Consider the following 12067-nt stretch of genomic DNA (forward strand, 5'->3'; position numbering starts at 1 on the left):
GTCTGAGCGGCGTCATGGCTCATGCCGAATTGAGTGAGGGCGTTGGCGGCGAGGCGGGTCAGTCCCCTCCTCGCCGCCGTCCGTTGCTGGCGTCGATCGAACATGCCCTGGGAGTGCTGGTCGAGGTTCCGGCCGCGCTTCTGGTCATAGCCGAGATCGTGATCCTGTTTGCGGGCGTGGTGGCGCGCTATGCGCTGCACCAGCCGTTGATCTGGTCGGACGAACTGGCCTCGATCCTGTTCCTGTGGCTTGCCATGCTCGGCGCCGCGGTCGCGTTCCGCCGCGCCGAGCACATGCGGATGACGGCGATTGTCGCCAGCGCGAAGCCTGCGACGCGCGCTTATCTCGATCTGGTGGCGACGTCGGCGGCGCTGGCGTTTCTGATTCTGATCGCCTGGCCGGCCTATGAATATGCCTACGAGGAAAGCTACATCACCACGCCGGCGCTGCAGATCAGCAATATCTGGCGTGCCGCGGCGCTGCCGGTCGGCATCGCGCTGATGGCGGTGTTTGCGCTGCTGCGGCTGGCCCGCGTCAGCAACCTTCGCACGGTGCTGGGCGCGATCCTGTCGGTCGCGCTGGTCATCGGGGTCTTCTGGCTGCTCAGGGGCTCGCTCAAGCCGCTCGGCAACCTCAATCTGATCATTTTCTTCATCGGCGTGGCCGGCTTCTGCGTGTTCGCCGGGGTGCCGATCGCGTTCGGCTTTGGCCTGGCGACCTATGGCTATCTGGCGCTGACCACCGGCACGCCGCTGATGGTGCTGGTCGGCCGCATGGACGAGGGCATGAGCCACCTCATCCTGCTGTCGGTGCCCCTCTTCGTCTTTCTCGGTTTGCTGATCGAGATGACCGGCATGGCGCGCGCCATGGTCGCTTTCCTGGCGAGCCTGCTGGGGCATGTCCGCGGCGGCCTGCATTACGTGCTGGTCGGTGCAATGTATCTGGTGTCCGGCATCTCAGGCGCGAAGGCCGCCGATATGGCAGCCGTGGCGCCGGTGCTGTTTCCGGAGATGAAGGCGCGGGGCGCCAAGCCGGGCGATCTGGTCGCCCTGCTCTCCGCCACTGGCGCGCAGACAGAGACCATTCCGCCGAGCCTCGTGTTGATTACGATCGGCTCAGTGACCGGCGTGTCGATCGCGGCGCTGTTCACCGGCGGTCTGCTGCCGGGCCTGGTGCTGGCGATCACGCTGTCGGCGCTGGTGTGGTGGCGCTATCGGAAGGAGGACCTGCGGCACGTCACGCGGGCGAACGCTACCGAGATCACCCGCGCCTTCGCCATCGCCCTGCCCGCCATCGCACTGCCATTCGTGATCCGCTACGCGGTGGTCGAGGGCATCGCGACCGCGACCGAGGTTTCCACCATCGGTATCGTCTACGCCTTCATCGTCGGCTTTTTTGTCTATGGCCTCCTGATCTATCGCAATTTCGACTGGCGGCGGATCATGCCGATGCTGGTCGAAACCGCGAGCCTGTCGGGCGCGATCCTGCTGATCATCGGCTGCGCGACCGGCATGGCCTGGGGCCTGACCCAATCCGGCTTCTCGCGCACGCTGGCGGCCGCCATGACCGGGCTGCCCGGCGGCTCGGCGACCTTTATCGCGGTCTCGATCGTGGCCTTCGTGATCCTGGGCAGCGTGCTCGAGGGCATTCCGGCGATCGTGCTGTTCGGGCCGCTGCTGTTTCCGATCGCCCGCACCGTCGGCGTGCATGAGGTGCACTATGCGATGATCGTAATCCTCGCGATGGGTATCGGGTTATTCGCGCCGCCCTTCGGAGTAGGCTATTATGCGGCGTGCGCCATCGGACGCGTCGATCCGGCCGAGGGTATCCGGCCGATCTGGGGTTACCTGTTGGCGCTGATGGTCGGCCTGATTATCGTGGCGATCTTCCCGTGGATTTCCATCGGGTTCTTGTAAGGTCTAATTTTGTAAATGGGACACAGCCGATGAGCGCAGCCCAGAACCAGTATTCCATCGGATTGGACAAGACGCCGGCGAATTATGTGCCGCTGACGCCCTTGAGCTTCCTCGCGCGCAGCGCCGCCGTTTTCCCCAATCACGTCAGCACGGTCTATGAGGGCCGCAGCTTCACATGGGCCGAGACCTACGAACGCTGCCGGCGCTTTGCGTCATGGCTCGCCGGCCGCGGCATCGGCAACGGCGATACGGTCGCGGCGATGCTGCCGAACATCCCGGCGATGAACGAGGTGCATTTCGCGGTCCCGATGGTGGGCGCGGTGCTGAACGCGCTGAACATCCGGCTCGACGCGCCGTCGATCGCCTTCCAGCTCGATCATGGCGGCGCGAAGATCATTCTGGTGGATCCGGAATTCTCCGGCGTGATCGTGGAAGCGCTGACGCTGATGAAGGGGCCGAAGCCTTTCGTCGTCGACGTCGACGACGCGACCTTTGCGGGTGGCAAGCGGCTTGGTGAGATCGAGTACGAGGCGGCGGTTGCGGCGGGCGATGCCAGCTTCGTCGCCAGACTGCCCGGCGATGAATGGGACGCGATTGCGCTGAGCTATACCTCGGGCACCACGGGCAATCCGAAGGGCGTCGTCACCCACCACCGCGGCGCCTATCTCAACGCCGTCAGCAACATCCTGGCCGGCAATCTCGGCCAGCATCCGGTGTATCTCTGGACGCTGCCGATGTTCCACTGCAACGGCTGGTGCTTCCCGTGGACGGTCGCGGCTTCCGCCGGCATCAATGTCTGCCTGCGCAAGGTCGATCCAGCAAAGATCTTCGAGCTGATCCCCAAGCACGGCGTCACCCACATGTGCGGCGCGCCGATCGTCTACAACACGCTGATCAACGCGCCGGGCGCACCCAAGGGCGACATGGCGCGACGCGTGGTCGGACTGATCGCGGGCGCGGCACCGCCGGTTGCCGTGCTCGAAGGCGCCGAAAGCATCGGCATCAAGCTGACCCATGTCTATGGCCTGACCGAGGTCTATGGCCCCGCCTCCGTCTGTGCCGAGCAGCCGGGTTGGGACGAACTGCCCGCCGACCAGCGCGCGCAGATGAAACGCCGGCAGGGCGTGCCCTACCCGCTGGAGGAAGCCGTCACCGTGCTCGACCCCGAGACCATGCAGGAGGTGCCGCGCGACGGGGAAACCATCGGCGAAGTGATGTTCCGCGGCAATATCGTGATGAAGGGTTATCTGAAGAACGAGAAGGCGACGCAGGAAGCCTTCGCCGGCGGCTGGTTCCACACCGGCGATCTCGGCGTGCTTGACGAGCACGGCTACGTCATCATCAAGGACCGCTCCAAGGACATCATCATATCCGGCGGCGAGAATATCTCCTCCGTGGAAGTCGAGGACATCCTCTACAAGCACCCGGCCGTGCTGTTCGCGGCCGTGGTCGCAAAACCCGATTCCAAATGGGGCGAGGTGCCCTGCGCCTTCGTCGAGCTGAAGGACGGCGCCAAGGCGACGGAGGCCGAGATCATCGCCTTCTGCCGCAGCCACATGTCCGGCTTCAAGACGCCGAAGGCCGTCGTATTCGGAGTTATCCCAAAGACGTCGACCGGCAAGATTCAAAAATTCATGCTGCGCAACCAGGTGGATTCGGCGAAAGCGATTTCGGCGTAGTTTCGTAGGGTGGGCAAAGCGCAGCGTGCCCACCATGCTCGGGGAAGTTCGACGGACGATGGTGGGCACGGCGCTTGCGCGCCTTTGCCCACCCTACACCTGCTCCCTCCTGACCGGCGGATAATATTGCGGCGCTTCAGTGCGTTCGAACATGCCGTAATCGCGCATGACTTCGAAAACGCGAAAATACTGCATTGCCGGATCGGCAAACAGGCGTGAACCGAATTCGACGCCGGCTTGTTCGTCGGGCAGATCGATCAGGTGCGCGAAGTGTTCGTCACGGTAGACGCTTGTGAAAGCGTCACGGCGCCATTCGGTTGCGACCGGAAGCGTGCCGCTCGTCGATTCCGCCGCCAGCATATAAGTCGGCTTGCGCCTGGCAGGATCGTTGTAAGGCGTGCGCCGCTCGGGCTGCCAGACGGGCTGTCCCGGCCTCGCCTCGTGAATGACCTGGGCGACGCGGATGCGATAGTCCGAGAAGACTTTCGCGCGGCCGATGGTCTGGACATCATGATGATGCGCATGGGCCCGCCAAGCCGTCAGGGCCCCCTCGTCCTGCCATATCTGGTAGGACAGCAGCAGGTCCTCGCGGGTCAGGCTTCTGAACCGATCGATGAAGAGGCAGCCACCCATCGCCTCAAGTTCGGGCTTCAGCGAAGCAGCGAGATCGAGATATTGATCACGGTGCCCAGGCTTCGTCTGGACCTCAAAGAACAGGCCAATCATCGACATTCCTCCGCATCCAGCGACGGATTTGCGACGCAGCTCAGCCCTTGCCGTCCAGCGTCAGCCGCATCCCATCATAGGCCGGAACTACGCCGTCCGGCAGGCTTTGGCGCAGTACCTCGTAGTCCAAATCGGAATGCATGTTGGTGATGACGGCCTGCTTCGGCTTGAAGCGCTCGATCCATGACAGCGCGTCGTTGACGCTGAAATGGCTGGAATGGCCGGCATAGCGCAGCCCGTCGACGATCCAGAGATCGAGATTTTGCAACGCCGGCCAGCTCTCCTCGGGGATGTCGTGGAGATCGGGCGTGTAGGCGGCGGCGCCGACGCGGAATCCTAGCGCGGGAATCCTGCCGTGATGAACCAGGAAGGCCAACAGTTTGACCGGGCCGCCCTTCCCTTCGGTCAAGTGGCTCTCGCCGGCTTCGATCGAGTGGCGCGTCAGGATCGGCGGATAGTCGCTGCCCTCGGGCGAGATGAAGCAATAGGAGAACCGCGCCATGATGTCTTTGGCGGTCGACTGGTTGAAATAGACCGGAATACGCCGGCGCTGGTGCAGCACGACCGAACGCAGATCGTCGATGCCATGGGTCTGGTCGGCATGTTCATGCGTCAGATACACCGCGTCGATGTGATCGACATTGGCGTCGATCAATTGCTCGCGCAGGTCGGGCGAGGTGTCGATCACGATCCGCGTGGTGCCGTGCGCGCCATTGCGCTCTACCAGCAGCGAGCAGCGGCGGCGGCGGTTCTTCGGATTGTTGGGATCGCAGGCGCCCCAGCCGAGCGCCGGACGCGGCACGCCGGCGGAGGATCCACAGCCAAGGATCGTCAGCGTCACCGTCATGCGGCCGCCTTTGGCGCCGGCACCTTGGAGAACAGGCGGAAGAAGTTTTCCGTGGTTTGCCGCGAGATTTCCTCCAGCGAGACGCCGCGCGTTTCCGCCAGCACCTTCGCGACCTCCACCACGTAAGACGGCTCGTTGCGTTTGCCGCGAAACTTGCCGGGCGCCAGATACGGCGAGTCGGTTTCAACCATGATGCGGTCGGCCGGAAGTTCAGCCGCGAGCTCGCGCAAGGCTTCGGACTTCTTGAACGTCAGGATTCCCGTGAACGAAATTGATAGACCCAGCGAAATCGCCTTCATCGCCAGCTCGCGCCCGCCGGTGTAGCAATGCAGCACCGCGCGGAACGGCCCCTTGGCAATCTCGTCTTCGAGAATTCGGCCGCAATCCTCGTCGGCTTCACGGGTATGGATCACCAGTGGCAGGCCGGTGGCGCGCGCGGCTGCTATATGGGCGCGAAAGCCGCGCTCCTGCGCTGCGCGGGAGCCGTGCTCATAGAAGTAGTCGAGCCCCGCCTCCCCCAGCGCCACGACCTTCGGATGCTTGCTCAACTCGATCAGCTCGCTCGCTGGAATGCCGTCTTCCTCATCGGCGTTGTGCGGATGGGTGCCGACCGAGCAATAGACGCTCGGAAACCGCTCGGCGATGGCAAGCAGCCCGCCGAGCCGTTTGACGCGGGTCGAGATGGTGACCATACGGCCAATCCCCGCCGTCTCGGCGCGCGCAACGATGCCGTCGAGATCTTCGGCAAAATCCGGGAAGTCGAGATGGCAGTGGCTGTCGACGAGCATGGCTTGCAAAACGGCTCAATCCGCCTTTGGTTCGACGTAGCGCGGAAATACCCCGACCGGCGGCGGCAAATTCGTGCCGGCCGTGATCCGCGTCCCGATCGCCGCAAAGTCCCGGGCGTCGGCGGGAACGCCGAGGCTGTCGAGCAGCTTGCCCGAGGCCTCCGGCATCACCGGCTGCGTCAGGATCGCGATTTGCCGCACCACTTCCGTAGTTACATAGAGCACGGTTTTCTGCCGCGCCGGATCGGTCTTGGCCAGCGCCCAGGGCGCCTCGCCCGCGAAATAGCGGTCAGCCTCGGCGATCACGGACCACACCACGTTCAGCCATTGATGGATCTGCTGGGTCGCCATCGCCGTCCGCGACGCCTCCAGCATGGCGTCCGCTTCCGCCAGCATCTCCTTGTCGTTGTCGGTGAACTCGCCGGGCTCCGGCAGCACGCCGCCCAGTTGCTTGGCGATCATCGACAGCGAACGCTGCGCCAGATTGCCGAGACCGTTGGCGAGATCGGCGTTGATGCGCGCGACAATGGCTTCATGGTTGTAGTTGCCGTCCTGTCCGAACGGCACCTCGCGCAGGAAGAAATAGCGCATCTGGTCGACGCCGTACTGATCGGCCAGGTTGAAGGGGTCGACGACGTTGCCGACCGACTTCGACATCTTCTCGCCCCTGTTGAACAGGAAGCCGTGCGCATAGACCCGTTTCTGCACGGGAATGCCGGCCGACATCAGGAACGCCGGCCAGTACACCGCATGGAAGCGGATGATGTCCTTGCCGATGATGTGCACGTCCGCTGGCCAGTAGCGCCAGTTCGCATCGCTTTCATCGGGAAAACCGACGCCGGTGATGTAGTTGGTGAGCGCATCGACCCAGACATACATCACGTGCTCGGGGTCGTTCGGCACCTTGACGCCCCAGTCGAACGTCGTGCGCGAAATCGACAGGTCCTTCAGGCCGCCCTTCACGAAACTGACGACTTCGTTGCGACGCGAATCCGGGCCGATGAAATCCGGCTGGCTCTCATACAGCGCCAGCAATCGGTCCTGATAGGCGGACAGCTTGAAGAAGTAGCTCTTCTCCTCGACCCATTCGACCGGCGTGCCCTGCGGGCCACGGCGCACATTGTCCTCGCCGAGGACGGTCTCCTCTTCGGCGTAATAGGCCTCGTCGCGCACCGAATACCAGCCGGCATAGGTGTCGATATAGATGTCGCCGTTCTGCTGCATCCGGTTCCAGACCACCTGGACCGAACGATGATGATCGGGCTCCGTGGTGCGGATGAAGCGGTCGAACGACACGTTCAGGCGTTCGTCCATCTCCCTGAACCGGCCGGCATTGCGCGCCGCGAGGTCGGCGACGCTCATGCCTTCGCTCTCGGCGGTCTGCACCATCTTCAGACCGTGCTCGTCGGTGCCGGTGAGGAAGAACACGTCCTTGCCATTGAGCCGCTGAAACCGCGCCAGTGCGTCGGTGGCGATCGCCTCATAGGCGTGGCCGATATGCGGAATGCCGTTCGGGTAAGCGATCGCGGTCGTGATGAAGTACGTGTCGCGCTCGACAGCCGTTGCCGGCTTGGCGGCAGGCGCCGGCTTCACGCGCGGCGCGGCCGGCTTCAGTTTCTCTGCCACTGGCGCCGCTTGAACGGCAGGGTTCGCTTCTTGCGACGTTACCACGCGCTTCTTCGGCGCAGTTTTCGTTGCGGATTTCTTCGCTGATTTGGTGACGGCTTTCTTCGTCACCTTCTTGGCGGACTTCTTCGCGGCTTTCTTCGGAGCCTTCTTTGCAACCTTCTTCGGAGCCTTGCCGGCCTTCTTCACGCCGCGCTTGCTCTTGGTCGCAGTCTTCTTGGCCGCACGCTTTTTCGCCGCCGCCTTCTTGCTGGCGCTGGCGGACGGCGATTTGCGAGCCTTCTTCGCCTTCTTTTTCGAAGCTTTCTTTCCAGCCGTCGCCACTACGAATTCCTTTATGACTCAAAGATTGTCTTGGATTGAGATCAGGCGGAGCGTTACCGCGTCGCTTCCGCGAGCATCCCGAACACCGAGAAAACCAGCGGTTTTCGCTCCAAATTATAGGATTCGGTGTCGCGCGCGGCGCGGACGATCTTTTCCCATACCTCCGCCAGCCGTGCAAGGCGGGGCAGATTGGCGTTGGCGTCGCCAGCGCGCAGCTTTTCGCCGATCCAGCGATCGATGCCGTCGATGAAGGCAGCCAGCGCCACCCGGTCGCTGGTGCCCAGCGCTTCGCCAAGGGCGTGCAACTCGCGGGGGTCGACCTGCGGCAGCGTCGCCAGCAGCGCCGCGGTCCGCTGCTGCAGCTTCAGCGCGTCGCCGCCGAGCAGCGTCAGCGCGCGGGACACGCTCCCTTCCGCGGCGTCAGCAGCCTCGGACAGTGCCGGATCATCGGGTGCGATGTCAGCGGCTCTCGATGCCGCGCGAATGACGTCGTCGGTCGCCAGCGGCCGCAGCGGCAGCTTGCGGCAGCGGGACAGGATCGTCGGCAAGGCCCGCGCCGGCGAATGGCTGACAAGCAGAAACAGCGATCGGTGCGGCGGCTCCTCGAGTATCTTGAGCAGCGCATTGGCGGCGTTCGGATTGAGCTCGTCGACGGTGTTGACAATGCAGACCCGCCAGCCGTCCACCGCCGCCGTCGAGCCGAAGAACGAAATCGTCTCCCGCGTCTCGTCAACGGTGATCACCGTCCGCATCACGCCGCGATCGTTGAGGCCACGCTCCAGCACCAAAAGCCCGCCATGCGCGCCGGCGGTGACCTGGCGCGCGACATGATCGTCCGGGTCGAGCGCCAGCGTCTCGGCGCGCTGCACCGAAGGCAGGACGGGGTTGGGATTGGCGAGCACGAAACGCGCCATGCGGTAGGCCAGCGTCGCTTTGCCGACGCCTTGCGGTCCGCCGATCAGCCAGGCATGCGGTATGCGGCCGCTGCGATAGGCCGTCAGCAAGGCCGTCTCCGCCTCGCGGTGGCCGAACAGATCGGCCGTTTCGCGGGGGTGCCTGACCGCCGTCTCCTGCTCGGCCTTGCGTGCGCTCATGCCGTACCTGCCGTGCTCGGGACCGCGAGCAGGTGATCGCGCAGCGCGGTCCAGACGCGGCCGGCGACCGTGTCGGCGTCGGCATTGGCATCGATCAGCACGCAGCGCTGCGGCTCTTCCGCGGCGATCTGCTTGTAGGCGTCGCGCAGCCCCTGATGGAATTGCAGGTCTTCCGCCTCGAACCTGTCAGGCACGCCGCTGCCGCGGCGGGCCGCGGCGCGCTGGTGGCCGACTTCAACCGGGATATCCAGAATGATGGTCAGATCCGGCTTGAGATCGCCGATCGTGACCCGCTGCATGGCGTTGAGAACGCCGGGCGCGACCTGTCCCAACCGGCCCTGATAGGCGCGGGTCGAGTCCGAGAAGCGGTCGCACAGCACCCACGTTCCCTGGCTGAGCGCAGGCTGGATCACGGTGCGAACGTGGTCGTCGCGCGCGGCTGCAAACAGCAATGTCTCCGCGTCCGGTCCCAGCAGCTTTCCCATCCCCGAGAGCACGAGATGCCGCATGATTTCCGCGCCCGGCGAGCCGCCAGGCTCGCGGGTGACGATGGCGCGCAGCTTTGCCGCCGCCAGACGCTCGGCGAGCTTCTTGATCTGCGTGGACTTGCCGGAGCCCTCGCCGCCTTCAAAGGTAATGAACTTCCCGCGTCCGGATGGCCGCTGCAGCGTTGCCTGGGTCATGCTCAGAGCTTCTCTGCTCCCGCGCGGAACACGCCGATGACGAGCTCGCTGGCTCCGTCGATCGCGCGGCGCATGGTCGAGCCGGTGCCGACCGCTTCGGCGGCATAGACCGGCGCCTCCACCGCGATATTGGAGCCGCGCCACACCTTGACGACACCGACCGGCTGGCCGGCCTCTACCGGCGCCCGCACCGGACCATTGTAGACGATGCGGGCGATCAGTCTCTCGCTGCCATTCTTCGGCACCATCACCTTGATCGGCTGAGGGCTGGCAAGCTTCACCGAACGGCTTTCACCGCCGAATACCTTGGCGTAGCCGACCTGCTGGTTGGCCGCGAACAGGGTGCGCGTCTCGAAATTGCGAAAGCCCCATTCCAGCATCTTCTTCGCCTCGGAGGCGCGATCATCGGGATCCTCGAGCCCGTTGATGACGACGATCAGCCGCGTGTCGTTCTGCACCGCGGAGCCGACCATGCCGTAGCCGCCTTCCTTGGTGTAACCGGTCTTGAACCCGTCGGCGCCGTTGAGGGTGTTCAGAAGCGGATTGCGGTTCTGCTGGCGGATCTTGTTCCAGGTGAACTCCCGCTCGCCGAACAATTTGTACATGTCGGGATAGGCCAGGATCAGGTGGCGGGCGAGCTTTGCCAGCTCCCGAACCGTCATCCTGTTGGCGGGATCGGGCAAGCCGCTGGAATTGCCGAATGTCGACTTCGTCAAACCAAGCTCGCGGGCGCGCTTGGTCAGGAAGTCGGCGGCAAATATCCGCTCGTTGCCGGCCATGCCTTCGGCCAACGCAATGCAGGAATCATTGCCGCTCTGGATGATCGCGCCCTTCAACAGGTCGTCCACCGGCACCTTGCTATTGAGAATGGCAAACATGGTCGAGCCGCCGGCCGGCGCACCGCCCTTGCGCCAGGCGTTCTCGCTGATCCGGTATTCGTCCGTCAGCTTGACCTTGCCTTCCTTGATGGCGTTGAACACCACCTCGACCGTCATCAGCTTCATCATGCTGGATGGCGCCCGCAATTCGTCGGCGTTCTTCTCGAACAGAACGCTGCCGCTGGAGGCCTCGACCAGGATCGCGGTCGGCGCATCGCCGTCAAAGCCGCCGTCTTCCTTCTTCGGCGCGCCCTGCACGCTGTTGTTGGCAGCGTAGACGATCCCGCCCCAGCCGACCGAAAGTGCGAGGACAGCCGCCATCAGGCTCCGCCAAGGGAGAACGGCCGCGGCGTCGGATTTGCGGGGAACGGAGGTCTCTGCTGCCATCGGCGATGTCCTGAATCCGCGCGTTCTAACAGTTGGAAGTATCGCAAACAACACAGGTTTTGGAACGTGCAGCCGTGTCGATCCGATTGCGGCAGCGGACGAAGGAACATATCGTGGCGATGCTGCAATCTCCCGACAGAATACGAAAAACAGGGCGGAAACGCGATGCCATCTTCACGCACTATTTCCGCCAACGGGCTGGACTTCTTTGTCGTCGAACAGGGACAGGGTCCGCTGGTGCTGCTCTGCCATGGCTGGCCCGAACTGTCCTACTCCTGGCGGCACCAGATCCCCGCCATCGCCGAAGCCGGTTTCCATGTGGTCGCCCCCGACATGCGCGGGTTCGGGCGGACCAGCGCGCCGGCCGATGTCGGCGCCTACACCCTCTTCCACAATGTCGGAGACATGGTCGCGCTGGTGGCCGCGCTTGGCGAAAAGCAGGCGGTCATTGTCGGCCATGACTGGGGTGCGCCGGTCGCCTGGCACGCGGCGATGTTCCGGCCCGATATCTTCACTGGTGTTGCTGGCTTAAGCGTTCCGCCCCCCTCCCGCGGACGCGGCCTGCCGCTCGAGACGCTGAGGCAGAACGGCGTCACCAATTTCTACTGGCAGTATTTTCAGCCTCCCGGCGTGGCGGAGGCCGAGTTCGAGCGCGACGTGGCGGCGACCATGCGAATCGTGCTCTCCGGGCGCGGGCTCGCCGATCCGGCGGCCCATCAGTTCGTTCAGGAGGGCAAGGGCTTCCTCGGCGATACCGATCCTAATCGGCCGTTGCCGAACTGGCTGACCGAGGCTGACCTCGCTTATTTCGCTTCCGTTTATCAGGCCTCCGGCTTTCGCGGCGGACTGAACTGGTATCGCAACATCGACCGCAACTGGGAACTGACGGCGCCCTGGCAGGGCGCGCAGATCCGGCAGCCGTCGCTGTTCATCGCGGGATCGAAGGACGGCGTCATTACCGGGCTGATCGGTGCCAAGCAGGTGAAGGAGATGGAACGCGTGCTGCCGAACTTGCGGCAGAAGCTTATTCTCGATGGGGCCGGGCACTGGATCCAGCAGGAGCGCCCTGACGAGGTCAACGCCGCGCTGATCGCCTTCCTGAAGGGGTAAAGTTCTTTG

10 protein-coding genes are annotated in these 12067 nt (G+C 64.2%); 3 read left to right on the forward strand and 7 right to left on the reverse strand.

Annotated features, from left to right (window positions below):
• Positions 1-14: 14 nt before the first annotated feature.
• Positions 15-1916, forward strand: coding sequence for a TRAP transporter large permease (locus LMTR21_RS20620; protein WP_065756152.1), 1902 nt, complete (start codon positions 15-17; stop codon positions 1914-1916).
• A 29-nt stretch (positions 1917-1945) separates the two neighbouring features.
• On the forward strand, positions 1946-3595 hold the full coding sequence (locus LMTR21_RS20625; protein ID WP_065756151.1) for an acyl-CoA synthetase: 1650 nt from the start codon (positions 1946-1948) through the stop codon (positions 3593-3595).
• 93 nt (positions 3596-3688) lie between these two features.
• On the opposite strand, the gene LMTR21_RS20630 is transcribed toward LMTR21_RS20625, so the two are convergent.
• From LMTR21_RS20630 to LMTR21_RS20660, 7 genes are read right to left on the reverse strand one after another with little or no spacing between them, the layout of a single operon-like run.
• On the reverse strand, positions 3689-4327 hold the full coding sequence (locus LMTR21_RS20630; RefSeq protein ID WP_246173939.1) for an antibiotic biosynthesis monooxygenase family protein: 639 nt from the start codon (positions 4325-4327) through the stop codon (positions 3689-3691).
• Positions 4328-4361: 34 nt separating this feature from the next.
• A complete protein-coding gene (locus LMTR21_RS20635) occupies positions 4362-5168 on the reverse strand; it encodes an MBL fold metallo-hydrolase (RefSeq protein WP_065756150.1) in 807 nt (268 codons plus the stop codon).
• Positions 5165-5956 (reverse strand): TatD family hydrolase, encoded by a 792-nt coding sequence (locus LMTR21_RS20640; protein WP_065756149.1) that lies wholly within the window; start codon positions 5954-5956, stop codon positions 5165-5167. Before LMTR21_RS20640 ends, LMTR21_RS20635 begins: the two co-directional genes overlap by 4 nt.
• A 15-nt stretch (positions 5957-5971) precedes the next feature.
• The gene (metG, locus tag LMTR21_RS20645) at positions 5972-7906 is read right to left on the reverse strand and encodes a methionine--tRNA ligase (protein WP_084030969.1); all 1935 of its coding nucleotides are present in this window, start codon (positions 7904-7906) and stop codon (positions 5972-5974) included.
• A gap of 53 nt (positions 7907-7959) precedes the next feature.
• The gene (locus tag LMTR21_RS20650) at positions 7960-9000 is read right to left on the reverse strand and encodes a DNA polymerase III subunit delta' (protein WP_148635989.1); all 1041 of its coding nucleotides are present in this window, start codon (positions 8998-9000) and stop codon (positions 7960-7962) included.
• Positions 8997-9683 carry a dTMP kinase gene (tmk, locus tag LMTR21_RS20655; protein ID WP_065756147.1) on the reverse strand — a complete coding sequence of 229 codons (687 nt, stop codon included), beginning with the start codon at positions 9681-9683 and terminating at the stop codon, positions 8997-8999. Before tmk ends, LMTR21_RS20650 begins: the two co-directional genes overlap by 4 nt.
• Before the next feature lie 2 nt (positions 9684-9685).
• Complete coding sequence (locus LMTR21_RS20660; RefSeq protein ID WP_246175715.1) at positions 9686-10882, reverse strand: D-alanyl-D-alanine carboxypeptidase family protein; 1197 nt, start codon at positions 10880-10882, stop codon at positions 9686-9688.
• Positions 10883-11113: 231 nt separating this feature from the next.
• On the opposite strand from LMTR21_RS20660, the gene LMTR21_RS20665 reads away from it, so the two are divergent.
• On the forward strand, positions 11114-12058 hold the full coding sequence (locus LMTR21_RS20665) for an alpha/beta fold hydrolase (RefSeq protein WP_065756145.1): 945 nt from the start codon (positions 11114-11116) through the stop codon (positions 12056-12058).
• Positions 12059-12067: the final 9 nt, after the last annotated feature.

Source organism: Bradyrhizobium paxllaeri, from assembly GCF_001693515.2.
GTDB classification, from domain to species: domain Bacteria; phylum Pseudomonadota; class Alphaproteobacteria; order Rhizobiales; family Xanthobacteraceae; genus Bradyrhizobium; species Bradyrhizobium paxllaeri.

Bases quoted from the DNA above. Each gene is read 5' to 3' on its own strand.
- LMTR21_RS20635 (WP_065756150.1), bottom strand. From the start codon at position 5,168: ATGACGGTGACGCTGACGATCCTTGGCTGTGGATCCTCCGCCGGCGTG.
- LMTR21_RS20630 (WP_246173939.1), bottom strand. From the start codon at position 4,327: ATGTCGATGATTGGCCTGTTCTTTGAGGTCCAGACGAAGCCTGGGCAC.
- LMTR21_RS20625 (WP_065756151.1), top strand. From the start codon at position 1,946: ATGAGCGCAGCCCAGAACCAGTATTCCATCGGATTGGACAAGACGCCG.
- LMTR21_RS20620 (WP_065756152.1), top strand. From the start codon at position 15: ATGGCTCATGCCGAATTGAGTGAGGGCGTTGGCGGCGAGGCGGGTCAG.
- LMTR21_RS20640 (WP_065756149.1), bottom strand. From the start codon at position 5,956: ATGCTCGTCGACAGCCACTGCCATCTCGACTTCCCGGATTTTGCCGAA.
- tmk (WP_065756147.1), bottom strand. From the start codon at position 9,683: ATGACCCAGGCAACGCTGCAGCGGCCATCCGGACGCGGGAAGTTCATT.
- LMTR21_RS20665 (WP_065756145.1), top strand. From the start codon at position 11,114: ATGCCATCTTCACGCACTATTTCCGCCAACGGGCTGGACTTCTTTGTC.
- LMTR21_RS20660 (WP_246175715.1), bottom strand. From the start codon at position 10,882: ATGGCGGCTGTCCTCGCACTTTCGGTCGGCTGGGGCGGGATCGTCTAC.
- LMTR21_RS20650 (WP_148635989.1), bottom strand. From the start codon at position 9,000: ATGAGCGCACGCAAGGCCGAGCAGGAGACGGCGGTCAGGCACCCCCGC.